The sequence below is a fragment of the Thiomonas intermedia genome, from assembly GCF_002028405.1.
Lineage (GTDB): Bacteria > Pseudomonadota > Gammaproteobacteria > Burkholderiales > Burkholderiaceae_C > Thiomonas > Thiomonas intermedia.
This window is the reverse complement of sequence record NZ_CP020046.1, coordinates 216,054-241,903: the sequence shown is the minus strand read 5'-3', so window position 1 is coordinate 241,903 and position 25,850 is coordinate 216,054. Positions and strand designations below refer to the sequence as shown.

20 protein-coding genes and 2 tRNA genes are annotated in these 25,850 nt (G+C 64.7%); 9 read left to right on the top strand and 13 right to left on the bottom strand.

The window, feature by feature from the left end:
• Positions 1-16 precede the first annotated feature (16 nt).
• The 7 genes from queG to BVH73_RS01105 all read left to right on the top strand — a co-directional run bounded on the left by queG (position 17) and on the right by BVH73_RS01105 (position 5,768).
• On the top strand, positions 17-1,144 hold the full coding sequence (gene queG, locus BVH73_RS01135; protein WP_079415355.1) for a tRNA epoxyqueuosine(34) reductase QueG: 1,128 nt from the start codon (positions 17-19) through the stop codon (positions 1,142-1,144).
• Positions 1,145-1,159: 15 nt separating this feature from the next.
• Positions 1,160-1,236: transfer RNA gene (locus BVH73_RS01130), tRNA-Pro, on the top strand.
• A 359-nt stretch (positions 1,237-1,595) separates the two neighbouring features.
• Positions 1,596-2,336: a TIGR04255 family protein gene (locus BVH73_RS01125; protein WP_079415353.1), complete on the top strand. Its 741-nt coding sequence runs from the start codon at positions 1,596-1,598 to the stop codon at positions 2,334-2,336.
• Positions 2,333-2,791: a hypothetical protein gene (locus tag BVH73_RS01120; RefSeq protein ID WP_079415351.1), complete on the top strand. Its 459-nt coding sequence runs from the start codon at positions 2,333-2,335 to the stop codon at positions 2,789-2,791. The genes BVH73_RS01125 and BVH73_RS01120 overlap by 4 nt, the downstream gene beginning before the upstream one ends.
• A gap of 6 nt (positions 2,792-2,797) precedes the next feature.
• A complete protein-coding gene (locus BVH73_RS15630) occupies positions 2,798-3,265 on the top strand; it encodes a hypothetical protein (RefSeq protein WP_154048383.1) in 468 nt (155 codons plus the stop codon).
• Between the two features lie 603 nt (positions 3,266-3,868).
• Positions 3,869-5,149, top strand: coding sequence for an MFS transporter (locus BVH73_RS01110; protein WP_079415347.1), 1,281 nt, complete (start codon positions 3,869-3,871; stop codon positions 5,147-5,149).
• A 37-nt stretch (positions 5,150-5,186) separates the two neighbouring features.
• Positions 5,187-5,768, top strand: coding sequence for a nucleotidyltransferase family protein (locus BVH73_RS01105; RefSeq protein ID WP_079415345.1), 582 nt, complete (start codon positions 5,187-5,189; stop codon positions 5,766-5,768).
• 6 nt (positions 5,769-5,774) lie between these two features.
• Here the strand turns inward: BVH73_RS01105 and BVH73_RS01100 are convergent, their stop codons facing one another.
• The 7 genes from BVH73_RS01100 to BVH73_RS01070 form a co-directional block, all read right to left on the bottom strand.
• Positions 5,775-6,836 carry an XdhC family protein gene (locus BVH73_RS01100; protein WP_079415343.1) on the bottom strand — a complete coding sequence of 354 codons (1,062 nt, stop codon included), beginning with the start codon at positions 6,834-6,836 and terminating at the stop codon, positions 5,775-5,777.
• A 25-nt stretch (positions 6,837-6,861) separates the two neighbouring features.
• Entirely contained in the window at positions 6,862-7,446 is a 585-nt protein-coding gene (locus BVH73_RS01095) for an SRPBCC family protein (protein WP_079415341.1), read from the bottom strand.
• Positions 7,447-7,470: 24 nt separating this feature from the next.
• Positions 7,471-8,652 (bottom strand): vWA domain-containing protein, encoded by a 1,182-nt coding sequence (locus BVH73_RS01090; RefSeq protein WP_079415339.1) that lies wholly within the window; start codon positions 8,650-8,652, stop codon positions 7,471-7,473.
• 11 nt (positions 8,653-8,663) lie between these two features.
• The gene (locus BVH73_RS01085; protein ID WP_079415337.1) at positions 8,664-9,581 is read right to left on the bottom strand and encodes an AAA family ATPase; all 918 of its coding nucleotides are present in this window, start codon (positions 9,579-9,581) and stop codon (positions 8,664-8,666) included.
• A gap of 56 nt (positions 9,582-9,637) precedes the next feature.
• Positions 9,638-10,432 (bottom strand): FAD binding domain-containing protein, encoded by a 795-nt coding sequence (locus tag BVH73_RS01080; protein ID WP_079415335.1) that lies wholly within the window; start codon positions 10,430-10,432, stop codon positions 9,638-9,640.
• A gap of 11 nt (positions 10,433-10,443) precedes the next feature.
• On the bottom strand, positions 10,444-12,819 hold the full coding sequence (locus tag BVH73_RS01075; RefSeq protein ID WP_079415333.1) for a xanthine dehydrogenase family protein molybdopterin-binding subunit: 2,376 nt from the start codon (positions 12,817-12,819) through the stop codon (positions 10,444-10,446).
• 85 nt (positions 12,820-12,904) lie between these two features.
• On the bottom strand, positions 12,905-13,378 hold the full coding sequence (locus BVH73_RS01070) for a (2Fe-2S)-binding protein (protein ID WP_079420209.1): 474 nt from the start codon (positions 13,376-13,378) through the stop codon (positions 12,905-12,907).
• 214 nt (positions 13,379-13,592) lie between these two features.
• Between BVH73_RS01070 and BVH73_RS01065 the strand changes: the two genes are divergently transcribed.
• Both BVH73_RS01065 and BVH73_RS01060 read left to right on the top strand, forming a co-directional pair.
• Positions 13,593-14,723, top strand: a complete 1,131-nt coding sequence (locus BVH73_RS01065) for a helix-turn-helix domain-containing protein (RefSeq protein ID WP_079415331.1) — start codon at positions 13,593-13,595, stop codon at positions 14,721-14,723.
• 139 nt (positions 14,724-14,862) lie between these two features.
• Positions 14,863-14,939, top strand: a tRNA-Arg gene (locus BVH73_RS01060).
• Between the two features lie 169 nt (positions 14,940-15,108).
• Here the strand turns inward: BVH73_RS01060 and BVH73_RS01055 are convergent.
• The 6 genes from BVH73_RS01055 to glgC form a co-directional block, all read right to left on the bottom strand.
• On the bottom strand, positions 15,109-16,014 hold the full coding sequence (locus tag BVH73_RS01055) for an alpha/beta hydrolase (protein WP_179947967.1): 906 nt from the start codon (positions 16,012-16,014) through the stop codon (positions 15,109-15,111).
• Between the two features lie 34 nt (positions 16,015-16,048).
• A complete protein-coding gene (locus BVH73_RS01050) occupies positions 16,049-18,250 on the bottom strand; it encodes a TonB-dependent siderophore receptor (RefSeq protein WP_079415327.1) in 2,202 nt (733 codons plus the stop codon).
• A gap of 565 nt (positions 18,251-18,815) precedes the next feature.
• Positions 18,816-20,324 carry a glucose-6-phosphate isomerase gene (locus tag BVH73_RS01045; protein WP_079415325.1) on the bottom strand — a complete coding sequence of 503 codons (1,509 nt, stop codon included), beginning with the start codon at positions 20,322-20,324 and terminating at the stop codon, positions 18,816-18,818.
• Between the two features lie 38 nt (positions 20,325-20,362).
• Positions 20,363-22,846 (bottom strand): glycogen/starch/alpha-glucan phosphorylase, encoded by a 2,484-nt coding sequence (locus BVH73_RS01040; RefSeq protein ID WP_079415324.1) that lies wholly within the window; start codon positions 22,844-22,846, stop codon positions 20,363-20,365.
• Positions 22,843-24,324 (bottom strand): glycogen synthase GlgA, encoded by a 1,482-nt coding sequence (glgA, locus tag BVH73_RS01035; RefSeq protein ID WP_179947966.1) that lies wholly within the window; start codon positions 24,322-24,324, stop codon positions 22,843-22,845. The genes BVH73_RS01040 and glgA overlap by 4 nt, the downstream gene beginning before the upstream one ends.
• 169 nt (positions 24,325-24,493) lie before the next feature.
• The gene (gene glgC / locus BVH73_RS01030; RefSeq protein WP_079415319.1) at positions 24,494-25,822 is read right to left on the bottom strand and encodes a glucose-1-phosphate adenylyltransferase; all 1,329 of its coding nucleotides are present in this window, start codon (positions 25,820-25,822) and stop codon (positions 24,494-24,496) included.
• Between the last annotated feature and the right edge of the window lie 28 nt (positions 25,823-25,850).

The window sequence follows — 25,850 nt, the reverse complement described above, 5'->3', positions numbered from 1 at the left end:
TTCTAGAATGAGGCGGATGGAGCAACTCGGCACATCGCCCAAGGATCTGCACGCGCTGGCGCAGGACATCAAACAGCAGGGACGTGCGCTGGGATTCTCGCAAATCGGCATCACCGGCGTAGATCTGCGCGAAGCCGAAGCGCCTTTGCTGGACTGGCTGGCGGCAGGCCATCATGGCGGCATGGACTACATGCGGCGGCACGGACTCATGCGCGCCCGTCCCGCCGAACTGGTGCCGGGCACGCTGCGGGTCATCACCGCGCGCATGGATTACCTGCCGCGCAACGCCCCCGGCAACTGGCGCGAGGTGGAATGGCAGCGGCTGGCGCAGCCCGAAGCGGCCACCGTGTCGCTCTACGCCCGGGGCAGGGACTATCACAAGGTGCTGCGGCGAAAACTCAAGCAGCTGGCCGATCACATCGCGGCCCAGATCGATCCGGGCGTGGTGCGCGTGTTCACCGACTCGGCGCCCGCGCTGGAAGTAGAACTTGCCACGCGCGCCGGACTGGGCTGGCGCGGCAAGCACACCCTGCTGCTGCAGCGCGACAGCGGCTCGATGTTCTTCCTGGGCGAGATCTTCGTCGGTCTGCCTCTGCCCGTCGATGCGCCCACGAGCGCGCACTGCGGCAGCTGTCGCAAATGCATCGACATTTGCCCCACCCGCGCCATCATCGGCCCGGCACAGCTCGACGCGCGGCGCTGCATCTCTTATCTGACGATCGAGCATGACGGTGCGATTCCTCTCGAGCTGCGTCCGCTGATCGGCAATCGCATCTACGGCTGCGACGACTGCCAGCTGATCTGCCCCTGGAACCGCCATGCCCAGCGCAGTCCGCTGCCCGACTTCGAGGTGCGGCATGGTCTCGATCAGGCCGTGCTGCTCGACCTTTGGGCATGGACCGAGGCCGAGTTCGCGACACGCACCGAAGGCAGCGCGATACACCGCATCGGCTACACCCGCTGGCGGCGCAATCTGGCGGTCGCCCTGGGCAACGGCCTGCGCGAACATCGTGATGTCGCTTGGCGCCAGGCCGCCGTACAGGCCCTGCAGAACGCGCGAGCCCATGCGGATCCCCTGTTGCGGGACCATCTCGACTGGGCCCTGGCCCAAGCCGGCACCCAGCCCCTCGGCACGAGTCGGTAGAATGTCCTGTTTCGTCGGGGCGTAGCGCAGTCTGGTAGCGCATCTGCTTTGGGAGCAGAGGGTCGGAGGTTCGAATCCTCTCGCCCCGACCAATAAAATCAACGACTTATATAGTCGTTCGGGTCGGTGCCTTAGAAAATCGGCAATTTTTGTTGCCGTTCTGTTGCCGAAATGCTGTAGCCCTGCAGGGGCAAAGCGATCGTGTCAAGTAGACGACTTTGTGATTGTCCGCACGGGGTGCGTCGACGAAGGATCCAAGCGGGCCACTCTGAATTTTCCGCGCATATCCAGCTTGTCTTGTCCCACACATTGCTGGGCTATGATCAAATTTCATTGAGGTTCCAGCAGAGGCGCGCGAGGGACTTGTTGGCCCGCTGGCTCGCGCCTCGCTCAAGTCGAGCAGCGATGAGTCGTTGAAGTTACGGACTGAACCACCAGATATCAGGGAAGCATGCACTACGCAAACGCTCCGATCGCTGAGGCTGTAATTGACCTCCGCGTTGCAGACCCCGGGAAGATTGAGGTGTCGTCGCTAGAGAGAATTCGATCCGCCGTCAGTGACCGGCTTCCTATTGTGTTGCCCACCTACAACGTCACCATGGGTGTGCAGATGGGAGGGGAGCGGGGGGGGATGTCAGCATCCTTTCAGAATTCCCAAGAGCCCTTTGGATACCGGTACTCGGCAGAGGACAAATCCAGAGTTCTGCAGGCACAGAAGATCGGGTTCTCCTACAGTCACCTTCCTCCGTATACGGAATGGCCACAATTCAGTGGTGAGGCAAGAGATTATTGGGAAAAATTTCTGTCTGCTACCTCCGCAAAGGATGTCGCCCGTGTTGCGGTGCGCGTGATTAATAAAATTAATATATCAGAATCTACATTTGACACTAGGAAGTATCTAAATATTTACCCAAATGTTCCTAAAGACTTTCCCCCATCTGGGCGATTTGATATGCGGCTCGAGATTGGCATGGATGACGTTGCGCCTGGAGCGCGGGCTTTAATAAATGTAAAAGGTGGAAAATCTCAAGCGAGCATTTCTGAATTGGTGCTTGACTTTGATATATCTGTTGAAAGTAAAATGGACGCCAATGATAATATGATTTGGGAAATTCTGGATGCTTTCAGCAGTGCAAAAAATAGATTGTTTGAAGCTTGCATCACGGATAACACTCGGGAGTTGATATCATGATGGGCGTTGATTCTTTGAAGCTGCAGCCGGATTCTAGGGTTCAATATTTAAATAGCTTCGATTCGATGGATGAATTTGATTTTTATAGTCAAAGTGCTCTGATAACCTCCGGTGCAAACAATCCAGAATTGTTTGAGTTGGGTCAACTCGTGGCTGAGCAGGGCTATGCACTTCCATCGGCCACAATAGAGCGGGCAGTTGAGTTGCTCGAAAACTTGGTATGCTTTTCTAACCAATACAAAGGTGAATGGCTACCCGCTCACATCACAGTGCCTAGCGATGGGGAACTCTCATTTGAATGGTGGCGGGGGCAGCGGAAGCTAACAATTTATGTTAGCTCGCATGCGGCAGAGTACATCAAAGTTTGGGGCCCGCACATCGATACGGAAATGGAGGACGGAATTTTGAACTCCGGCGGTGATCTTGTGAAAATTTGGCTTTGGCTGTTTTCCTGATCAAAGATGGCGCCGACGCGCGTTGATGACGAAGAGAATTTATATAGGTCCATTAGGCCGTCGTCAAAGGAATACTGCATAAAGGACGGAGAGCTGGTTTTTTCTCATATGGCATTTAACGATGCCGGTGAAAAGCCATCTGTTGATCGCTCTTCCATGAGAAATAATCCGAGCGAAAGTAAGAAGGGGCCCGACGACGGAGTTGTAGGAATTTTGACGGCGAATGTTCGGGCAGTTCAGTCGATCAAAATAAATCCAAATTCAACGCCGGATGATAATAAGCGGTACGCTGTTGATGCGATTCATCGGCCAATTGTTGGCGATCCCAGCCAGCCAGATAATTTGGCGCACTGTCAAATCGAAGTCGCGCCTGAGTTTCAAGTGAAGAGTCACTTTAGAAAACTTAAGGAAGCGTTGGCTCGATTGGCAACTAGCAGTGGATTCATGATCGAACCGATTGAAAAACAGGGTTAATTTTCGGGATCCACCTAATAGAGGGCATTTCTTGCGTGACCCGATGGCAATGCCATGAGCGCATTGCGGTCGGTTAATTGGCGGTATTCGTTTCAACGGGGTATGACATGAAGGTCTCTCCGTAAGCTCCCACGTCGGTCGTTCCGTACGCTTCCCACCGCTTTGCTCACCGGGTAGGCATCCAGATCCCCATCGCTGAGCGGCCGTAACAGCGCCTGCAGCTCGTCGGTCTTCGCCGCAGGAGCAGAGGGTCGGAGGTTCGAATCCTCTCGCCCCGACCATTCAATAGCTGACAAGAGCCAGCCCTGAGCTGGCCTTTTTAGTTCTGGCACGCTGTTTCATGTGCGCGTCATCGCGTTCCAATTCTGGATGCCCGAACGGAGTCGCAGCCGGGCGGGCTGAATGACGATGGCCATCGGAGTCGCCGGGTCGGCGCACGGTCTGTGCGAAATTCAGGCAGACTTCGGGCTTCGTCTCTGCACAGTCTGCTCCCCATGAATCGAACAACAAACCACACGAAAGCGCGGCTATCGCCTGGCGTCCGGGTTCCATGCCTTTGCGCCGCATCGGTGTCAACGGCTGAGCACAGAGGTTGACGCCATCATGCCGACGCGTTTACTCAGGAGTCGCCTTCCGTTTCACTATGCGTGGGTCGTGCTGGGGGTGACCTTCCTGGTCATGCTCATCACGGCCGGCACCCGCGCCGCGCCCAGTGTGATGCTGGTGCCGCTGGAGCATGCCTTCGGCTGGAATCTGGCCAGTATCTCTGGCGCCTTGTCCCTCAACCTTGCGCTTTTCGGGCTGATGGGGCCGTTCGCGGCGGCGACCATGCAGCATTTCGGTTTGCGCAAGACCGTGTTGGGCGCGCTGGTGGTGCTCGCGCTTGCCGTGGCGGCCTCCAGCCTGATGCGCCACAACTGGCAGATGTGGCTGATCTGGGGCCTGATCGTCGGCACGACGACGGGCGCGACGGCCATGACGCTGGGTGCTGTCATCGTTAACCGCTGGTTCGTCGCGCGGCGTGGCTTGGCGATGGGCCTGCTCACGGCCAGTTCCGCGACCGGGCAACTGGTGTTTCTTCCTGTGTTGGCCTACATCGTCGAACACGCGGGCTGGCGCCCCGTCATCTGGACCGTGGCCTGTGGGGCTGCGGTGGTGATTCCGCTGGTGTATTTCTTCCTGCCCGAGCAGCCGGCTTCCGTGGGGCTGCGACGCTTCGGCGAACCTGCGGACGCGGCGGACGCGGGCTCGGCCCCAAAGACCAATCCCGTGGCCATGGCCTTTGGCGCTCTGGGCCGGGCGGTGAAGGTGCGGGACTTTTGGTTGTTGTTCTTCAGTTTTTTCATCTGCGGAGCGACCACCAACGGTTTCATCGGGACGTTTTTCATCGCCATGTGCGGTGACCATGGCCTGAGTGCGGTGCAGGGCGCCAGCATTCTTGCGACCATGGGTGCGCTCGATCTGGTGGGCACGACGATGTCGGGCTGGCTCTCGGATCGCTACAACAGCCGCGTTCTGTTGTTCAGCTATTACGCCCTGCGCGGTCTGGCCCTGATTTATCTGCCCTATTCGTTCGGCTTGGGCCCCCTCGGCCTGTCGGTGTTCGCCCTGTTCTACGGTTTGGACTGGGTGGCGACCGTGCCTCCGACGGTGCGCCTGACGAACGATGTCTTCGGCAGCCGCGAAGCGCCCATCGTGTTTGGCTGGATCGTGGCCGGCCATCAGATCGGCGCCGCCTTTGCTGCCTTGACCGGGGGGCTGCTGCGCAGCAGTTTCGGGAGCTATACCGTGTCGACGATCGCGTTTGGCGCGCTGGGGCTGGTGGCGGCCGTGCTGGTGCTGCGCATTCGCGGGAGCGCCAGGCATCTGGCCGTGGCCGGCTGAGGCTTGCGACGAGCGAGAGGCTCTTACGGAGATTGACGTGCATTCGGGCATTCAGGCCATCCTCCTCGCCGCCGGACGCTCGCAGCGGTTTGGCGGCGACAAGCGCTTTGCGCCCATCGCGGGGCGGCCCATGGCGCTGCATACGGCACTGCGCTGGAAAGCGGTGATGGGGAAGGCCTTGCTCGTGGTGCTGCGGGCCGACGATGTCGAGCTTGCCGCCTTGCTGGCCGCGCAGGACATGGCCTACACGCATTGCCCGGACGCATCGCAGGGCATGGGGCACAGCCTGGCCCATGGGGTGCGTTGCCGTGCACGGGCCTCGGGTTGGGTGGTGGGCCTGGCGGACATGCCGCAATTGCGGCCGTCCACGGTGCTCTGCGTGGCCACGGCCCTGGGCCCCGGCCGCATCGTGGTGCCGACCTGCGACGGCGTGCGCGGTCACCCCGTGGGTTTCGATGCGGTCTTCGGCCCGGCCTTGATGGCCTTGAAGGGCGACCAGGGCGCGCGTGCCTTGCTGCTCGCGCATCCGCAGGCCTTGCACCCGATCGAGCTGGCTGATCCCGGCATGCTGCTCGATGTGGACCGCCCGGATCAGCTCCCGAATTCTGGGAGCGCCTGAGCCGGTTCAGGGCGCGACGAAGCAGACCGGGCCACCCGGGTCGTTGGCGCTGATGGCCAGTCTGTCCTTGGCGCGCCCCACATCCAGGTCGCGCGGCAGGGGGGCACCGTTCTTCACCGCGAGAATCTCGGCCATCACGCTCACCGCGATTTCCGGCGGCGTTTTGCTGCCGATGTAGATGCCGATCGGCCCACGAAGGCCGGCCAGGCTTTGCTCGGTTTCGCCGAAGTGGGTGACGAGCCGCTGATGCCGCTGCGCGTTGTTGCGGCGCGAGCCGATGGCGCCGACATAGAACGCTTCGGTGTGCAGCGCTTCGAGCAAAGCCAGGTCGTCGAGCTTGGGATCGTGCGTGAGCGCCACCACGCAGCTGCGCCGGTCGGGGCGGAAGGCGGTGACCACGTCGTCGGGCATGTCGGTGCTGAGCGTCACGCCCGGCAGGGCCCAGCCGGCGCGGTATTCCTCGCGCGGATCGCACACGGTCACGGCGAAGCCGCAGAACTGCGCCATGGTGGCGAGGTACTCGGTGAGTTGCCCGGCGCCGATGAGCAGCATGCGGTACTGCGGTCCGAAGGTGTTGACCAGATGGGCGTCGTCGAAGATCAGGTCGGAGGGGCCGCCCGCCACCTCCAGCGAGACCATGCCGTCGGCCAGACGCAGGTTGCGATGCATCAGCCGCCCCGCCTCCAGCGACCCGACCAGATCGCCCAGGGCACCGGGATCGGGGTCGAATTCGAGCACCAGTTCGAGGGTGCCGCCGCAGGGCAGGCCGAAACGATGGGCTTCGTCGGCCGTGATGCCGTACTTGACCCGTTCGGGCGCGCCCGCCGGGAAGGCGGGGCCGGGCCGATCCGGCCGGTTGATGGCGGTGTAGCGGTCGATCAGATCGTCTTCGATGCAGCCGCCCGAGACCGAGCCCACCACCGCGCCGTCGTCGCGCAGCGCCATGATGGAGCCCAGCGGACGGGGCGAGGAGCCCCAGGTTCGCGTGACCGTGGCGAGCAGGGCGTGGCGTCCGTCGCGGCGCCAGTCGCGAAGCTGGCGCAGCACCAGCAGATCGATGTCGTCCATAGAAGACTCCTTCGCGCGGGCCGGCTCAGGCGCCGTGGCTGCGCATCATCCACAACAGGATCAGTACCGCGACGACGGCCGCGGCGATCCATGGCCACGGCAACGGCCTGGCCTTGGCAGGCACGGCCGCAACAGGCGGGGGAGTCTCCGACGGGGGGTGGAGGGTCTGCATTTCCTCATCAAACCGTTTGAAGAAGCCTTCGGCCAGCGAGCGCGCGGCACCGTCGATCAGTCTCTGGCCGACCTGGGCCACCTTGCCCCCTACGCTGGCCTGAACCGTGTAGTGCAGGGTGCAACCGGAGGCGCCGTCGGCGCGGTCGCTCAGACGGACCTGCGACTCGCCTTTGCCAAAGCCTGCCACGCCGCCCTGACCATCGAAGGTGATGGTGGCGCTGTCGGGTGGCACGATGTCGCGCAGCTCCATCTTGCCCTTGAACTTGGCCGCCACGGGGCCGATGCGCAGTGCCAGCACGGCGTCGAAATGGGTGGAGTCGGCCGCCACCATCGATTCGCAGCCGGGAATGCAGCGTTGCAGAACGGCGGGGTCGATCAGCGCGTCCCAGGCTTGCTGGCGGGTGACATGCAGATCGCGGGTGCCTTGGAGTTCCATGCGGGTCCTTTGGGAAAGATCGGATCAGGGTTGGCGTATCAGCCTGGCGATACTGGCGGCGAGTTGTTCCAGGCTGGCCAGGTCGTGCACCGCCAGCATGGCGTGGGCCTGGCGATGCAGGACGGCGGCGCCGCGCGCCGTGGGGGCGTAGCCGTCGAAGCGCAGCAGCGGGTTGAGCCAGAGCAGCCGGCGGCAGTGGCGGCGCAGCCAGCCCAGTTCGGTCTCCAGCGTGGCGGGCTCGCCGGTGTCCAGTCCGTCGCTGATCAGCAGCACCAGCGTGCGTCGGCCGATCAGCTTGCGCGCGTGGGCTGTGCGCAGGCTCGACAGCGATTCGCCCAGCCGCGTGCCCCCGGCGAAATCGGGAATGCGGGCGTTCACCGCGTCGAGCATGGCGTCGGTGTCGCCCTGGGCAAAGGCGGGTGTGAGATCGGTGAGCTGGGTGCCAAAGGCAAACACCTCGCGCCGCCGCAGCGCGCGCGTGGCCGCATGCAGAAACGCCAGCAGCAAGCGGGTGTAGCGTTCCATCGAACCCGAGATGTCCACCAGCACCAGCAGAGGCAAGGCTTCGCGGCGGCGTTGCAGGCGCGGCAGCTCCAGGCACTCGCCGCCGGTGTGCGCGGCGCGGCGCATCACGCCTGGCCAATAAGCCCGGGCACCGCGACAGTCGGGCGCGGTGCGTCGGGTGGCGAGGGTGGGCAGGGGCAGGGGAATATCGCGCGCCAGCCGTTCCACCAGACGGTACTCGGCGATGCCCAGCGCATTGAAGTCGGCGTGTCGCAGGCGCTGCGCGCTGCTGGCAGTCATCACGGCGTCGATGTCGACCTGATCTTCCGCAGGGCGCCGCTGCGCCTGCGGCGGCGTTTGGGGGGCAAGGGCTTCGCGCACCCGCGGGCGGCGCTTGCTCGGCTCGGCGCGCCCTTCGGCGCTGGGCAGCAATTGGGCGAGCAGCTTGCTCGCGACCTTCGGGTCGCGGAAGAAGGCATCGAACAGTTCGCGGAAGATGGCGCGGTCCTGCTCGCGGCTGACCAGCACCGCCTCGAGGGCCGCACCCAGATCGTCGCGGCGCGCCAGGCCCACCCAGGTGGCTGCCTCGCCGGCCAGGGCGATGCGCGCGCTGTCCATCGGCACCCCGGCGCGGCGCAGTGCCCGGCTGAAGCCGACGAGGTTGTCGGCCAGTTTGCCGTGGCGCGCATCTCCGAGCTGCATGGCGGCCTGCCTCAGCCCGGCGTCGAGTCGGCCTCGACCGGGGCGAGCAACTCGGCGGCGAAGTCGCGGGTGAGTGCGGCCACGTCTTCGCGCTGCTTGAACAGGATGCCCGCGGTGTCGCTCACCACTTCCGGGTCGAGCGTGAGAGTGTCGAGCGCGACCAGGGCCTTTGCCCATTCCACGCTTTCGGCGATGCCCGGCGCGCGGTTGAACGCGCCGGCGAAGGGGGCGCTGCGCAGCCGGGCGACGAAGTCGGCGACCTGCTGCGACAGCTCGGCGCGAGCCTGGGGAACCTGCGCCTGCACGATGGCGAGCTCGCGTTCGCGCCCGGGGTAGTCGAGCCAGTGGTAGAGGCAGCGGCGCTTGACCGCGTCGTTCAGCTCCCGGGTGCGGTTGCTGGTCAGCAGGGTGACCGGCGGGGCGCTGGCGCGTATCGTGCCCAGCTCGGGAATGCTGACCTGATATTCGCCGAGGTATTCCAGCAGAAAGGCTTCAAAGGGTTCGTCGGCACGATCGACCTCGTCGATCAGCAGCACCGCTCCGGGCGCGGGGGTCTGCAAGGCCTGCAGCAGCGGGCGGTGGATGAGATAGCGCTCCTGATACACCTCGCGCTCGATCTGCGCCGAATCAGCACTACCTTCCTTTGCCCGCATGTGCAGCAGTTGTGCGGCGTAGTTCCACTCGTAGAGCGCTTCGCGCAGCTCCAGGCCGTCGTAGCACTGCAGCCGGATGAGGGGTCGGGCCAGCGCAGCGGCCAGGGCTTTGGCCAGTTCGGTCTTGCCCACGCCGGGCTCGCCTTCGAGCAGCAGAGGGCGCTGCAGCTTGAGCGACAGGAAGACGGCGGTGGCCAGCCGCCGGTCGGCGAAGTAGCCGGTCTGCTGCAAGGCGGCGGCCAGGCTATCGATGCTGTCGGTTTGCGCGGGCGTCATGGTGGGAGAGGAGGGTGGGTGCGGGGGACGGGCCGCGGCGTCGCCCCGCCACGGGTTCAGCCCGCGAGGGCCTTGGCCACGGCGCGCTGGGTCATCACGCTGATGAGCTGGGCGCGGTATTCGGCGGAGCCATGCAGATCGCCGCTGAGCTCGGAGGCGTCGATCGCCACGCGCGCCGCAGCCTCGGGCGTGAAGTTGACGCTCAGTGCCTGCTCCAGCCCGGCGTGGCGGAACACGCCGTTGCCTCCGCCCGTGACGGCAACGCGCACGCCGCTGCCGGTCTGCACGACGAAGACGCCGATCAGCGCGAAGCGCGAAGCCGGCTGCTTGAACTTCATGTAGGCCGCGCGCTGAGGAATGGGGAAGCTCACCGAGGTGATGATCTCGCCCGGTTCGAGCGCGGTGGTGAACAGGCCGAGGAAGAAATCGTCCGCCGCGATCTGCCGGCGATCGGTCTGCACCGTGGCGCCCAGCCCGAGCACGGCGGCGGGGTAACAGGCGCTGGGATCGTCGTTGGCAAGGGAGCCGCCCAGCGTGCCCATGGCGCGCACCTGGCGGTCGCCGATATGGCTGGCCAGATCGGCCAGGGCGGGCAGGGCGCTGCGGACTTCGGCGCTGTCGGCCACGTCGGCATGACGGGTCATGGCGCCGATGCGCAGGGCGTTGCCCTCGCGGCGGATGCCCGCCAGATCGGCGATGCCGGCCAGATCGACCAGGGTGCCGGGCTGCGAGAGGCGCAGCTTCATCGACGCGAGCAGGCTTTGTCCACCGGCGAGCGGCTGGGCCCCGGCGGTTGCGGCGCGGGCGGCATCGGCCGCGGAGGTGGCGCGTTGGAGTTCGAAGGCGTACATGACGTGTCTCCTCAGGCTTTGGCGGTGTGGATGGCGTTCCACACCCGGTAGGGCGTGGCCGGCATGTCGAACTCGTTCACGCCCAGGGGCTTGAGCGCGTCGAGCAGGGCGTTGATCACCGCCGGCGGCGAGCCGATGGCACCGGCCTCGCCGCAGCCCTTGGTGCCCAGCGGGTTGTGCAGGCAGGGCGTGCAGATGGTGTCGAGCTTGAGCTCGGGCATGTCGTCGGCCCGGGGCATGGCGTAGTCGGTGAAGGAGCCGGTGAGAAGCTGCGCGGTCTCGGGGTCGTACACGCATTGCTCCAGCAGGGCCTGGCCGATGCCCTGCGCGATGCCGCCGTGCACCTGTCCCTCGACGATCATGGGGTTGATGATGGTGCCGAAATCGTCCACCGCGGTGAAGCGGTCCACCCGCGTCACACCGGTCTGCGGATCGACTTCGACCTCACAGATATAGGTGCCAGCAGGGTAGGTGAAGTTGGTCGGGTCGTAGAAAGCGGTTTCGTTGAGGCCGGGCTCCAGCTTGTCGAGCGGATAGTTGTGCGGCACGTAGGCCGTCAGCGCCACCTGGGCGAAGGGCACGGATTTGTCGGTGCCCTTCACGGTGAAGTTGCCATTGGCGAACTCGATGTCGGCGTCGCTGGCTTCGAGCAGGTGGGCGGCGATCTTCTTGGCCTTGGTCTCGATCTTGTCGAGCGCACGCATCAGCGCGGCGCCGCCGACGCTGATGGAGCGCGAGCCGTAGGTGCCCATGCCGAAGGGCACGCGCCCGGTGTCGCCGTGGACGATGTCCACGCTCTCCACCGGCACCCCAAGGCGCGCGGCCACCACTTGCGCGAAGGTGGTTTCGTGGCCTTGACCGTGGCTGTGCGAGCCGGTGAACACGGTGACCGAGCCGGTGGGATGCACCCGCACTTCGCCGCATTCGAACAGCCCTGCGCGGGCGCCCAGCGCGCCGGCGATGTTGGAGGGCGCCAGCCCGCAGGCCTCGATGTAGCTGGAGTAGCCCATGCCGCGCCGCAGGCCCTTGGCTTCGCTCGCCTTGCGGCGCGCGTCGAAGCCCGCCACGTCGGCCAGTTCTTGCGCGCGGGTCAGGCAGCCGAGGTAGTCGCCGGTGTCGTACTGCAGGGCCACGGGCGTCTGATGGGGCCACTTGTCGATGAAGTTGCGCTTGCGGATGTCGTCCTGGCCCAGGCCGAGGTCCCAGCCGCAGCGGGTCACCAGGCGTTCGAGCAGGTAGGTGGCCTCGGGGCGGCCGGCGCCGCGGTAGGCATCCACCGGCGCGGTGTTGGTGAACCAGGCGTCCACTTCCACGTAGATCTGCGGCGTCTTGTACTGCCCGGCGAGCAGGGTGCCGTAGAGGATGGTGGGAATGGCGGTGGAGAAGGTGGACAGATAGGCGCCCATGGAGGCGTGGGTGTGCACGCGCAGAGCGAGGAAGTGGCCGTCCTTGTCCATGGCCATTTCGGCATGGGTGACGTGGTCGCGGCCGTGGGCGTCGGACAGGAAGGCCTCGCTGCGGTCGGCGGTCCACTTGATGGGGCGGTTGAGTTTCTTGGACGCCCAGGTGAGGCAGACGTCTTCGGCGTAGAGGTAGATCTTGGAGCCGAAGCCGCCGCCCACGTCGGGCGCGATCACCCGCACCTTGTGTTCGGGCAGGCCCATGACGAAGGCGGTCATCAGCAGCCGTTCGACGTGCGGGTTCTGGTTGGCCACATAAAGCACATAGTCGTCGGAGGCGCGGTTGTAATGGCCGATGGCCGCGCGCGGCTCCAGCGCATTGGGCACGAGGCGGTTGTTGACCACGTCGATCCGAGTGATGTGCGCGGCCTGGGCGAAGGCGGCGTCCACCGCGGACTTGTCGCCCAGCGCCCATTTGTAGCAATGGTTGTCGGGGGCCTCGTCGTGAATCGCCGTGGCCTTGGCCGCATCGGTCACGCGAGACACCGCGGGCAGCGCCTCGTAGTCCACCTCCACCAGCTCGGCGGCATTCTTGGCCTGCTCCAGCGTTTCGGCCACCACCATGGCCACATGGTCACCCACGTAGCGCACCTTCCCTTGCGCGAGGATGGGGTGGGGCGGTTCCTTCATCGGTGTGCCGTCGGTGCTGGTGATCAGCCAGCCGCAGGGCAGACCGTTGATTTTGTCTGCGGCCACATCGGCGCCGGTGTAGACGGCCAGCACACCGGGCGCGGCGAGCGCGGCTCGGGCGTCGATGCTCTTGATGCGGGCGTGGCCGTGCGGTGAGCGCACGAAGACGGCGTGGGTCTGCCGCTCGAGCTGAATGTCATCGGTGTACTGACCGCCACCGGTGAGGAAACGATAGTCCTCTTTGCGGCGGACAGCCTCGCCAATATGGGGTAGTTTGGCGAAATCGGAAGCGCCCATGGTGTGCTCTCCTAGTCAGGAATGTCGGGTGATCGAGGGGTCGGCACAGACGCCGCGCAGCAGAGTCAGCGCTGCCGCGCCGCTTTCAACGGCCTGCGGCCATGGCCTCGCGGCCTTGTTCCACGGCCTTGACGATGTTCTGGTAGCCCGTGCAGCGGCAGATATTGCCCTCGAGCAGCTCGCGGATCTCGCCTGTGGTGGCCTTGGGATGACGGGCGCAAAGATCCACCGCGCTCATCACCATGCCGGGCGTGCAGAAGCCGCATTGCAGCCCGTGGCATTCCTTGAACGCGGCCTGCATGGGGTGCAGCGTGCCGTCGGCCGTGGCGAGTCCTTCGATGGTGGTGATCTCGGCTCCCTGCGCCTGAGCGGCCAACAGGTTGCACGATTTCACGGCGCGCCCATTCATCAGCACCGTGCAGGCGCCACATTGGGCCGTATCGCAGCCGACGTGGGTGCCGGTGAGGCGAAGATGCTCTCGAAGGGCCTGCACCAGCAGGGTGTTGGGGGCGACGTCCACAGTGGCCGCCCGACCATTGACGGTCAGTGAAATCTGCATCTTCATCTCCTCGGGGTTGCAAGTCCGGCGGGTGCCGCCCTGCGTTGTTGTGAATGCATTGTTGGATGTCGGGAGTCCGCGCTCAAGTTCCGGGGCTGCGGGAAAACCCCCAATCGTTGGCGCGCAGACAAGAAATTCTCAAAATGGAACAATCGGACGCCCAGGGACCCGACAAAAATCCCGTGCGCCCATGCGGCGCGAGGAGACGAACGGTATGGATACACGATCACCGATACAGGCCGAACGCCGCCTGCAGTCGATCGAGCTGGCCCGCCGACAGGTGCTGGTGGAGGGGCTCGGCTGGCCTGCGCCCCTGCTCACGCCGCAGCGCGCCTGGATCGAGCGTTCCTGGCGGCGCTGCCTGGCCTCGGGCCTCGACCCCGCGCGTCAGGTCGAGTTCGACAGCGTGTCGGTGGCCCAGCTGCGTGGCACTGCCGAGCAACATCACGCTCTGCTGCAGGCCGCCCGTCCCGTGCTCGACGGTCTGGCGCATGCCATCGCCCGAACCCGCTATTTCGCCCTGCTCACCGATGCCGCCGGCGTGGTCATCGATGTGGCAGGCCCCGTCGACCATGCCGACCGACATGCCCATGCGATCGCCCGTGTCGGCGTCGATCTGTCCGAGCCGCACATCGGTACCAGCGCCATCGGCGCGGCGCTGGGCGAGCAGCACCCGGTCTGGCTGCACCGTGGAGAACATTTCTTTGCCGACACCGCGGTGTACAGCTGCGCCGGTGCGCCGCTGTTCGGCGCCGATGGACGCTGTGTGGGCATGCTTGATCTCACGGGGGTTCACACCGTGGAACGCCCCGAATTGATGCACATGGCCGCCCGTGCCGCCCAGTGCATCGGCAATGCTCTGGTGCTTGCGCAGCCGCATGCCCTGGCCCTGCGCCTGAATTGGCCCGGCCAGGCGCTGGGCGGCGAGGACGATGGACTGATCGCGCTGGATGCCGATGGCTGGATTCACGCCGCCAATCCGGCCGCGCGGACCATGCTGCCCGCCCTGGCGCTGGGCGATGTCGCCGTTCACGCCGAAGAGGTGTTCGCCATCGACCTGGGGCGGTTGTTCGACAGCACCCGCTGGGGCACGGCCTCGGCGGCCCAGCCGGTGGATGTGGCGCTCTGGTCCGGCTTGCGGGTGCAGGCCGCGGCCGTCGATGCCGCAAACGGACCCGAGTGCATCACCGCGCAGCCCCCCGGCGCAGCCCTGTCCTTGCGGGCGGTGGAAGACGCCCTGGTGCGCCGTGCGGTCGACGCCGCGCATGGCAACGTGGCCCGCGCCGCCAAGGCCCTGGGCGTCAGTCGGGCGACCGTCTACCGCAAGCTGGGCCAGAGGCGCTGAAGGCGGGAAGGCTGGGTGCGTCGGTGCGAAGGCTTGTCGTGGCCGGCACCCGAGTCGGCCGTCGCAATCATCTCGTTAGAATCCGCAGGCTTCCGCGCTCCGAAACCGTGTGCGCGGCATGCCACAGCATCGCATCGTCCTGCCCGTAGCTCAGCTGGATAGAGCAACGGCCTTCTAAGCCGTAGGCCACTGGTTCGAATCCAGTCGGGCAGGCCAAAAATTTCAATCAAACAAGGGTTTGGGGAAAGAGCCCGCGCCCACCATGCGGGCTTTGTGTCCGGTGCCCCCATCGCCATCTTTTCACGGTTTTGCTGACGGACATGCCTTCAAGTCGCATCACACGGAAAGACGAAGGCGCAACGCCCACTGGCCGATACGGGTCGTTCTACTTGAGCCGCGCCTGTCCCATCAAGCCGCGCGACTGCATCCACCAGACGAGTTCGTCGAACCAGTGATCGCTTGTCGTTCCCTTTGGTGTGAGGTTGAATCCGTGGCCGCCGTGTTCGTAGATGTGGAGTTCGGCAGGCGCTCCTGCTTTGCGCCATGCCTCGTAGATCTGCACGCTGTCATTGGGTAGATAGTCGTCGTCGGCTGCGGCAGCGATGAAGGCTGGCGATGCATCGGCAGGAACGGGTGTGCGCAACCCGCCGTAGAAGATGCCGACAAAGTCGGGCCGGCTCGCTTTGTTCCCGATCGCAAGGTCGACGGCGAGGAAGGCGCCGGCGGAAAAACCGATCAATCCCACCCTCCGTGGATCGATGCCCCATTGCGCAGCATGTTGGCGCACGATGTCGATGGCGCGCGCGCCATCCTCCACGGCATGTTTTTCGCCCGCAAATGGCGGCAGTTCGACGGGTGTGCCTGTTTTGGCACGGGCCATGATCACGCCCATCTCCTTCAAGTGGGTCTCGGGCATGTGCGTCGCAGTGTCCGGGCTGCGTATGGTGCGGTACTTCAGCACAAACGCGGTCACACCGAGCCGGGCCAGCTTGCGCGCGATGACGGTTCCTCCCTCCTGGTACTCCACCCCGACGAAGCCGCCTCCCGGGGCAACGATCACCGCTGTGCCGTTGGCGCGCCCGGGGGCAGGACGGAACAACTCCAGCGTGGGATCGCTGACATTGAAGAGGATGGTTTCGCCCCCCTTGCTCAGCTTCGCCCGCGTTTCCGGAACACCAAGCGAGGGGACCTTCCCTGCAGCGTAGAGCGGGATGATCATTCCGTGAGCGTTGGCCGCTTGCGCAATGACTGCGCCCGGCAGCACCGCATCGGCCACACCAAGTATGACCATGGCGGTCACAGACCTCAGCATTCCTCTGATCATTTCAGATCCTGGCCTTGAGCGTGAGAAAGGCCGATCGCGGTTGATTGGGCGCAACGACGGGATAACCCATATAGGAGTACGGATCCCAGGCCTGCCGCCCGGTGAGATTGACCAGGGAAAGTGCGACGGTAAACCGGCCGATGTCATAGGCCGCCTGTGCGTCGATCGCGGCATAGCCGGGCACAGCGATGGTGTTGGGAAGGGTCAATTCGCGCGAGCTGAAGGCCGTAACGCCTACGCCGAACGAAAGTCCCTTCGCCGGCCCAGTGAGCCACCGGTAGCGCACGGCAACTCGCCCGCTGTTGCTGGGCACCCGCGCGAGCCTGTCGCCAGGGGCCACGCCCTCATCGCGCGTGTTCGTGTGGGCATAGTTGACGAGCAGCGAGAACGCCGGCGTCGGCTCCCACACCAGATCGGCCTCCGCGCCGTTGGCCCGCTGCCGCCCACTCTGGATGTAATAGCCCACGTTGTTGGGATCCGGGGTGGCGACGTTGTCATGGGTCTGGCGAAAGAGTGCCAGCGTGCCTGAAAGACCAACTCCGGGCAGCGCCAACTTGATTCCGCCTTCAACGTTGCTGGAGGTTTCCGGCTTGGGGGTCTGTAGTCCGACGAAGCCAAAGGGCGCACGGAAGGCGGTCGCATAACCCGCATAGAGGGCGACCCCTTGTGCGATGTCGAGTGTGGCACCGAACCGCGGGGAAACGTGGGTGTAGGTCGTATCGTTGGCGACGCCGTAATCGCTGTTCTCAAGGAACTGGAGTGAGGTCAGGCGCAAGCCGCCCGTCAAATGCAGCGGGCCGTAGGTCGCCTGATCTTGTACATAGACTGCGGTTGTCTCGTAACGATCGTCCTCGTAGGAGTTGACCGGTGTCTGGGGTGTGTAACGCAGGTTGTATGCCGGATCGGCCAGGTTGATCGTGCCCGACGGGCTGTCGCTGACGAAAAGGCCCATGCCGCTATAAAAGCGGGTCCGGTCGTAGTTCACGCCTGCCAGCCATTCGTGTGTTCCGCCAAGCATGTCGACCTTGGCGGCCAGATTGGCATCCAAGGTCACTTCCCTGGTGCGCGTGACCATCGTGATGGGAAAGACGTTATAGATCGGTGGAGCGTCTCCCGGGGCCAGTCCGGGATAGACGAAGCTTCCGCTCTCATCGACATCGCCCGAATAGGTTCGGCCAGTGACTGTCAACTTCATGCGGTCAGAAAAGGCATGCCGCAAGGTGGCCGTGACCATGTTGTTGTCGTTTTTCGTCAATGGCTGGCCGATCGGTGAGCCCGGAAAGGCATCGCGGTCCAGCGTCCCGGCCAGGGCCGCATCGGCCGGAAGGCCGGAATATTCAAGAGAGCTTCGACGGTTGAACTGACCCTGCAGCAAAAGGTCGGTCGCATCGTCGATCCGGAACGAAAGGCTGGGCTGCAAAGACCAGCGCCTGCCGTGGACTTTGTCAATCCAACTATCGCTATCTTGGTAGCTGCCCGCGATCCGACCATCTATCGTCGAGGTCAGGGGGCCGGTCAGGTCGAATGAAGGATTCTGAGTGCCAAAACTGCCCGCCCGCATCGCTACATAGCCGCCCGGTTTATCGCTGGGCCGCTCGGTTTCGAGATTGATGACGCCGCCGAGTGGCGTACCCAGGCCGCCACCATAGAGCGTGGCGCTTGGCCCCTTGAGCACATCGATGCGCCCGATACCGACCAGACCGTCCGGGTCGTAGGCTTGTTGGTTGCCTGCAAAGATCGGCAGGCCATCGACATAGACCTCCGCCGGAAATCCACGCACGATCGGTGGAATGAACAGGATCTCGTCCGAGCGCGTGGGAGTGACGCCCGAGACGTTGAGGAGGGCGCTGCCCAGCGTGTTGAGTCCCTGATCGTCGATCAGCTTGCGGATGAGGACCTGAACCGACTGCGGCACATTGATCAGCGGCGTGTTGGTACGGGTTGCCGAACGGGAGTCGAGCGCCGTGTAGGACGATGGCTGGCTGTTGGCCGCATTGACGCCTGGGGCTGCCGCCGATGCCGGAGCAATTGGAGTTGGCCTGCTCGCCGTAACCGTCACTTCTGGCAATTGACTGATCGCGTCATCAGCGGCATCAGGCGATGCAGCGTGATTCAGTCGTAGGTTCTGCGCATGAACCGGCGGATGGATTGCAACACACAGGACCGCGAATGCCAGGCCGAGCCTCGTTCCTCTATTCCCCATTTTCCCTACCGTAAGTTATCTAGATATTTAGATATTGGAGAGTACGGTGAGCAAAAATTTGTGGGAATGCGACAAATTGTCGCGAGGTTGATCTGCCCCCTGCAGACGCATCAATCCAAAGTGGAGGTCCGGGTTGAATGGCTTTGTCCCCGGATTTCGAACCGATCGATAACAGAGATTCCCGGCCTGATCGGCCCGAGAAGGGCCAAGGAGTAGCCGGGGGCAGGTCAGTGCGAGATCAATGCGTGTCCCTGCCATGGCCGCGATTCGTTCGCCTTTGGCGGACATATCCGTACAGGGGTGAATCAGGTGCCGATCTGCGGCAACGCCATCAGCCACAGGCCGATGCTTTCGGCCGCGCTGGCGAGCTCAGTGCGAATAGCCGCCAACGCCCGGTCAAGGCCGTGATGGGGGCCCGAGAAATCGCGATCTGCAGGGCCTCAGGCTGCGGCCAGTTCGGTTGCGGATGATTGAGGCGTTGCGATGCGGTGCCTGCCTTACGGGCTGCCTGTTCGAGGGCTTGCTCCTCGCTCTTGAGTCAGGTGGCTGCCCTGGACACGAAGCGTCAGTCGCGTTGAGCGCGGAGATAGTCGAGTGAGGCGGCAGTTTCCGTGCTCAGACCCTGGGCGTTTTGCGACAGCAAGGCGTTTTCAATCTTGGTGGCAAGGGTCTTGCCGAGTTCGACGCCCCATTGATCGAAGGGATTGATGCCATAGAGCCACCCTTCCACGACGGTGCGGTGTTCGTAGAGGGCGAGCAGGGCGCCGAGGTGATAGGGGCTGAGTTGTTCCATCCAGATGAAGGTGGACGGACGCCCTCCGGGGCAGGCGCGGTGATGTGCGGCACGGGCGGCGGCGTCGGGCGACATGCCCTGAGCCATCAGTTCGGTCTGCCAGCTCGAGGCGTCTTTGCCATTCCACAGGGCATCGGCCTGGCCGAGGGCGTTGGCCAGCAGGGCGAGATGTTCTCGCAGATGGCGGTGCCAGGGATGGGCCACGGCGACGATCTCGTGAAACACCGGCACGGCGGCCTGATGCAGCAGCTGAAAATAGGTGTGCTGCACGGGGGTTCCCACGCCGCTGATGACCGCCGGTCCGCTGACGTGGACGGGCTGCATGCCGTCGGCGCTGGTGGATTTGCCCAGCGACTCCATGAGCAGTTGCTGCAGATACAGCGGCATGTGCGAGAAGGCGTCGCCGTACAGACCGATGGACAGCAGCGGCAGTCCGAAGCGCACGCGGTAGGCGTGGGAAAGGCCCGCCATCAGGCCGGGGGCGCTTTGCTCCAGCGGGGTTTCGAGGAAGTGCGCGTCCATCGCGTGGGCGCCGGCGTGAAGCTGGGTGACGACCTCGCGGCCGAAGGCCAGCAGCAGCACCAGCCCGTGCGCGCTCCACAGCGAGAAGCGTCCGCCGATTTCCGGCAGCGAGCGGAAGATCTGATCGGCCGGAAGGCCGAATCGCTGCAGGGCCAGCTCGGCGTTGGCCGTCAGGGCGACCAGGCGTGTCCGGGCCTTGTCGGCGCCGATGCCGTCGCCCAGCCAGCGCAGTGCGATGTCGGCGTTTCGCATGACCTCCTGGGTACGGAAGGACTTGCTGTTGATGACGATCCAGCTGCGCTCGGGCTGGGCGGTCGTGAGTGCGGCGTCGATGGTGGCGCCGTCGAGGTTGGCGACCCAGTGGATGCGGCAGCGCGCGGGCTGGAGCACCGAGATCGCGGTGTAGAGCGCGAGCATTGGCGTTTCCGATCCCCCGGCGCCGAGGTGGATGATGTCCAGCCCCTCGGGGCCTGCGTCCTCCACCAGGCGGTCCACCCAGTCGGCCATGCGGGCGAACTCGGCATGCAGAAATTCGGCCGCCGCTTGTGAGGCGGCGTCGCGCCCCTTGGCGCCCAGTCGCGACAGCACGTGCCAGGCGGGCCGGTTTTCGCTGCCGTTGAGCACCGTCTTGCTCACCAGATCTTCGGCCTTGTGGGGCAAGGCTTCGAGGGTCTTGAGCGCGGTGGCGAGCGCCTGTTCGCCGTGACGGGTGAACTCCAGCCGCAGGCCTGCGGTATCGATGGTCTTGGGGATGGGCATGACGGTAGGGCGCAGAAAGGGGAGGGCGATGACGGCGATCAGCTTAGCAAGGGCCTGGCATGCCAGATCTGCTCGGCATATTCGGCGATGGTGCGGTCAGAGGAGAACGGCCCCATGCCGGCGACATTGGTCAGCGCCCGTTTCGTCCATTCGTCGGGCTTGCGGTACAGCGCATCGACCTTGCCTTGCGCGGCGATGTAGCTGGCATAGTCGGCCAGCAGCATGTAGTGGTCACCCCAGTTCACAAGCAGGTCGTAGAGGCTCTGGTAGCGGTGCGGGTCTTCGGGGCTGAAGCGGCCATCGCGCAGGGTTTCGAGCACGCGCGACAGTTCGGGGTTGGCGCTGGCGATCGTGTGGGGCTGATAGCCGGTCATGCGCAGATCGGTGACTTCACCCGCGGTGAGGCCGAAGATGAAGATGTTGTCGGCGCCGACGTTCTCCTGGATCTCGACATTGGCGCCATCGAGCGTGCCGATGGTGAGGGCGCCGTTGACGGCCAGCTTCATATTGCCCGTGCCCGAGGCCTCGGTGCCCGCGGTGGAAATCTGTTCGGAAAGATCGGCCGCGGGAATGATCACCTCGGCCGCGCTCACGCTGTAATTGGGCACGAACACGACCTTGAGCAGATCGCCCACGCGGTCATCGTGGTTGACCGTCCTGGCGACATCGTTGATGAGCTGGATGATGAGCTTGGCCACGTGATAGGCCGAGGCTGCCTTGCCCGAAAAAATGATCACGCGTGGCACCGTGACGCTGCCCGGCTGCTCGAGGATGCGCAGGTAGCGCGTGATGACGTGCAGCACGTTGAGCAGCTGACGCTTGTATTCATGGATGCGCTTGACCTGCACGTCGTAGAGCGCATCGACCGGAATGCTCATGTCGTGGTGTGTCTTCAGCCAGGCGGCGAAACGCACCTTGTTGCTGCGCTTGGCACGCTGGAACTCTTTGATGAGGTCCGAGCTGCCCAGCAGCGGGCGCAGCTTGGCCAGGTCGGACAGATCGCGGCGCCAGTGCGTGCCGATGGTCTTGTCGAGCAGGGCGGCCAGCGGCGGGTTGGCCAGCGCGAGCCAGCGGCGCTGGGTGATGCCGTTGGTCTTGTTGTTGAAGCGGGTAGGCCAGATGCGGGCGAAGTCGGCGAAGATGGACTGCTGCATGAGTTCGGAGTGCAGCGCCGAGACGCCGTTGACCGAGTGGCTGGCCAGCACGGCGAGGTAGGCCATGCGGATGGAGCGCGTGCCCGATTCGTTGACCAGCGAGACGTGCCGCATCAGGTTGACGTCATGCCCGTGCTTCTGCGTGAGCCGGCTGAGGAAATAGGCGTTGATGTCGAGGATGATCTGCAGATGGCGCGGCAGCACGCGGCCCAGCATGTCGATGGGCCAGGTTTCGAGCGCCTCCGACATCAGCGTGTGATTGGTGTAGGAAAACACGCCCTGGCAGATGCGCCAGGCGTCGTTGAAGGGCAGGTGATGCACGTCGAGGAACAGGCGCATCAACTCGGGTACGGCGAGCACCGGGTGGGTGTCGTTGAGGTGGATGGACACCTTGTCGGCGAACTGGTCGAAGGTGGTGTGCGTCTGCAGGTAGCGGCGCATGAGATCCTGCACGCTGGCGCTGCAGAAAAAATACTCCTGGTGCAGCCGAAGCTCGCGTCCGGCGTCGGTCGAGTCGTCGGGGTAGAGCACGCGCGACACGTTTTCGGAGTGGTTCTTCTGTTCGACTGCGCCGAAGTAGTCGCCACGGTTGAAGGCGCCCAGATCGATCTCCTTGGTGGCCTTGGCCGACCAGAGTCGCAGGGTGTTGATGGTCTGGGTGTCGTAGCCGGGAATGATGGTGTCGTAGGCCATGGCCTCGACATCGTGCGTATCCACCCAGCGGGCGCGGTCGCCCTCCTTGATGACGTGGCCGCCGAACTGCACCCGGTACACCACTTCGGGCCGCGGAAATTCCCAGGGGTTGCCCGAGGTGAGCCAATAGTCGGGTACCTCGACCTGCCTCCCGTCGACGATGGTCTGGCGGAACATGCCGTAGTCGTAGCGGATGCCGTAGCCGTAGCCGGGAATGCCCAGCGTGGCCATGCTGTCGAGAAAACAGGCGGCCAGGCGGCCCAGGCCGCCGTTGCCCAGGGCTGCATCGGGTTCGAGATCGGCGATGGCGTTCATGTCGACGCCCAGATCGCTCAGCGCCGCGTGCAGCGGCGCGGTCAGCTCCAGCGCGATGAGGGCGTTGGTGAAGGTGCGGCCGATGAGAAATTCCATCGACAGGTAATAGACCTGCTTGGCGTCCTTCGTGTTGCGGGTATGGGTGGTGTTGAACCAACGCTCCACCATCAGGTCGCGCACGGCATAGGAGGCCGCATGCAGCCAGTCGATGGGCTGCGCCGAGCTCGGGTCTTTGCCGATCTGGAACATCAGCTTGTTGGAGATCGCTCGCTTGAGCGCGCCCACATCGTGAGGCGGCGTGTCGTGGACGAAGGGAACCGAGGCGGCTTCGGGAAGGGGCGGTTTGGGCTCAGGTGTCATGAGGATGCGCGAGAAGGAATCTGGAGGGCAGCTAGATACACCGCGCGGTAATGCCGGGCCGCTTGCGTCCAGCTGAAGTCTTGTTGCATGCCGGTTTGCCGCACCCGGGCCCAGGCGCGCGGCTGGCGATACAGGGCCAGTGCGCGACGGACCGCGTGGCGGTAATCCGCCTCCGAAAAGCTAGCAAAAACGATGCCCGTTGCCGTCCCATCGTCGAGGGTGGCGAGATCGGCATCGACCACCGTGTCGGCCAGGCCGCCCACGGCGCGCACTAGCGGCAGGCTGCCGTAGAGCAGGCCATACATTTGCGTCAGGCCACAGGGCTCGAAGCGCGACGGCACCAGCGTCACGTCGCTGCCGGCGAAAATGCGATGGGCGAAAGCCTCGTCGTAACCGACACGCAGGGCAACGCTGCCCGCGTGGCGTTGGGCCGCGTGGGCAAAGGCCGACTCCAGGGCGTGATCGCCGCTGCCCAGAACCAGCAACTGTCCTCCGCCTTGCACCAGGGAGTCGATGCCGGCGAGCACCAGGTTGAGGCCTTTCTGCTCGGCCAGGCGGCTGACCACGGTGAACAGCGGCGCACCCTTGCGCACCGCCAGACCGGCTTCCTCCTGCAGCGCGGCCTTGCAGCGAGACTTGCCCGCGGGCTGATCGGCGGCGTAATGGCGCGTGATCAGCGCATCGGTGGCGGGGTTCCAGACCGCCGCGTCGACCGCGTTGAGAATGCCGCCGAGCTCGTTGCGCCGCGCACGAAGCAGCCCGTCGAGCCCGAAACCTTGCTCGGGAGTCTGGATTTCGCGGGCGTAGGTCGGGCTGACCGTGGTGATCCGGTCGGCGTAATACAGCCCGGCCTTCATGTACGAGATCTGGCCGTGAAACTCCAGTCCTTCGACCTGAAACGCCGAAACGGGAAGGCCGAGTTCACCGAGCACATCGGCCGAAAACAGGCCTTGATACGCGAGGTTGTGCACCGTGAACACGACGGGAACAGGCCGCCCCGCGGTGAACTTCAGACAGGCGGCGGCCAGCCCGGCGTGCCAGTCGTGCCCGTGCACGAGCTCGGGCGTCCAGGCCGCATCGAGGCCGCGGGCCAGATGGGCTGCGCCCCAACCCAGGGCGGCGAAGCGGCGGTGATTGTCGGCATAGGGGCGGCGCTGCGCGTCTTCGTAGGGGTTGCCGGGGCGGTCGTACAAACCCGGGGCATCGAGCACATAGGCATGTACCGGGCTGCCCTCAGCGCCGGGCACGGCCGGGAGCGTGCCACGCAGCACGCGAACCGTTTCGCCCCAGGGCAGGCTGAACTGGCCAATGGGCTGACCATCGCGCAGGCCGTCGCGGATGGCGGGAAAGCCAGGCAGCAGCACCCGTGCGTCGCAACCGGCCGTGGCCAGCGCGGCAGGCAGGGCTCCCGCGATGTCGGCCAGCCCCCCGGTCTTTAGAAGAGGGTAGATCTCGGCGCTGACTTGCAGCAGCCGGATGGACACCCCGCCGCCGGGCCGCCCCAAGGCGGGTGTCTCCCCCTCCCGGCCTCCTCCACCCTGTGGGGGAGGAGAGGACACTCCCTCCCCGTCCGCGAGGTGGGTCGGCGTGGGGATGGCCTGCTCGGGGGGCTGCGAGCGGGCAGCGCGAGCGCGGGGGTTGCGCGCCTCAGTCATCGTCTTCCTCGTTGAGCTCGGCCTCGCCGAGGGCACGCAGCATCTTCTTGGTCACCAGCACCACGCCGCCGCTGGTGCGCTCGAAACGTCTGGCGTCCAGTTCGGGGTCTTCGCCGATCACCATGCCCTCGGGCAGCACGCAGCCACGGTCGACGATGACCTTGTTGAGTCGGCACGAACGGCTGACCGTCACATCGGGCAGCAGCACCGTGTCGTTGATGACGCAGAAGGAGTGCACCCGCACGTTGGAGAAGAGCACCGAGTTGCTCACCGACGAGCCGGAGATGATGCAGCCGCCCGACACCATCATGTTGATGGTCTGGCCGTGGCGGCCATGGTGATCCTGCACGAACTTGGCCGGCGGGAGCTGGCGCTGGCTGGTCCAGATCGGCCACTCGGTGTCGTAGAGGTTGAGTTCGGGCATGACCGAGGCGAGATCGAGGTTGGCGGCCCAGAAGGCATCGAGCGTGCCGACGTCGCGCCAGTAGGGCTGGCTCTGCTGCCCCCCCTGCACGCACGACATCGAGAACGGGTGCGCATGCGCCTTGCCTTCCCGCACGGCCTTGGGAATGATGTCCTTGCCGAAGTCGTGCGTGGAGGTGGCATCGGTCATGTCTTCGTCGAGCATGCGGTAGAGATAGCTGGCGGTGAAGATGTAGATGCCCATGCTGGCCAGCGAGACCTTGTCGTTGCCGGGCATGGCCGGGGGCTTGGCGGGCTTTTCGACGAATTCGACGATCTTGCGGTCGGCGTCGATGGCCATGACGCCGAAGGCGCTGGCCTCTTCGCGCGGCACTTCGATGCAGCCCACCGTCACCTGCGCGCCACTCTGGGCATGGTCTTGCAGCATGATGGAGTAGTCCATCTTGTAGACGTGATCGCCGGCCAGAACGACCACATACTCCGGCTTGCTCGACTGGATGATGTCGATGTTCTGATAGACCGCATCGCCGGTGCCGCGATACCAGTGCTCCTCGTCCACGCGCTGCTGGGCCGGCAGCAGATCGACCATTTCGTTGAGCTCGGCCCTCAGGAAACTCCAGCCGCGTTGCAGGTGCCGCAGCAGCGAATGCGACTTGTACTGCGTGATCACGCCGATGCGCCGGATGCCCGAGTTGACGCAGTTGGACAGGGCGAAGTCGATGATGCGGAACTTGCCGCCGAAATACACCGCCGGCTTGGCCCGCTTGTCGGTTAGTTGCTTCAGCCGGGAGCCCCGCCCACCCGCCAGCACCAGGGCGATGGAGCGGCGCACCAGCATGTGCGGCTGCATCTGGCGGTCTTGCATGTTCACCTGGCTCAACGGGCGGTTCTGATTCATGGCAGGTCTCCTGTGTGTTTTAGGGGTG

Coding starts and splice junctions, on each gene's coding strand:
- BVH73_RS15630 (WP_154048383.1), top strand. CDS start 2,798: ATGGCGCCGACGCGCGTTGATGACGAAGAGAATTTATATAGGTCCATT.
- BVH73_RS01040 (WP_079415324.1), bottom strand. CDS start 22,846: ATGACACCTGAGCCCAAACCGCCCCTTCCCGAAGCCGCCTCGGTTCCC.
- BVH73_RS01080 (WP_079415335.1), bottom strand. CDS start 10,432: ATGTACGCCTTCGAACTCCAACGCGCCACCTCCGCGGCCGATGCCGCC.
- BVH73_RS01125 (WP_079415353.1), top strand. CDS start 1,596: ATGCACTACGCAAACGCTCCGATCGCTGAGGCTGTAATTGACCTCCGC.
- BVH73_RS01050 (WP_079415327.1), bottom strand. CDS start 18,250: ATGGGGAATAGAGGAACGAGGCTCGGCCTGGCATTCGCGGTCCTGTGT.
- BVH73_RS01045 (WP_079415325.1), bottom strand. CDS start 20,324: ATGCCCATCCCCAAGACCATCGATACCGCAGGCCTGCGGCTGGAGTTC.
- BVH73_RS01065 (WP_079415331.1), top strand. CDS start 13,593: ATGGATACACGATCACCGATACAGGCCGAACGCCGCCTGCAGTCGATC.
- BVH73_RS01075 (WP_079415333.1), bottom strand. CDS start 12,819: ATGGGCGCTTCCGATTTCGCCAAACTACCCCATATTGGCGAGGCTGTC.
- BVH73_RS01095 (WP_079415341.1), bottom strand. CDS start 7,446: ATGGAACTCCAAGGCACCCGCGATCTGCATGTCACCCGCCAGCAAGCC.
- BVH73_RS01090 (WP_079415339.1), bottom strand. CDS start 8,652: ATGCAGCTCGGAGATGCGCGCCACGGCAAACTGGCCGACAACCTCGTC.
- BVH73_RS01070 (WP_079420209.1), bottom strand. CDS start 13,378: ATGCAGATTTCACTGACCGTCAATGGTCGGGCGGCCACTGTGGACGTC.
- glgC (WP_079415319.1), bottom strand. CDS start 25,822: ATGAATCAGAACCGCCCGTTGAGCCAGGTGAACATGCAAGACCGCCAG.
- BVH73_RS01110 (WP_079415347.1), top strand. CDS start 3,869: ATGCCGACGCGTTTACTCAGGAGTCGCCTTCCGTTTCACTATGCGTGG.
- queG (WP_079415355.1), top strand. CDS start 17: ATGGAGCAACTCGGCACATCGCCCAAGGATCTGCACGCGCTGGCGCAG.
- BVH73_RS01085 (WP_079415337.1), bottom strand. CDS start 9,581: ATGACGCCCGCGCAAACCGACAGCATCGATAGCCTGGCCGCCGCCTTG.
- BVH73_RS01055 (WP_179947967.1), bottom strand. CDS start 16,014: ATGGTCATACTTGGTGTGGCCGATGCGGTGCTGCCGGGCGCAGTCATT.
- BVH73_RS01100 (WP_079415343.1), bottom strand. CDS start 6,836: ATGGACGACATCGATCTGCTGGTGCTGCGCCAGCTTCGCGACTGGCGC.
- BVH73_RS01120 (WP_079415351.1), top strand. CDS start 2,333: ATGATGGGCGTTGATTCTTTGAAGCTGCAGCCGGATTCTAGGGTTCAA.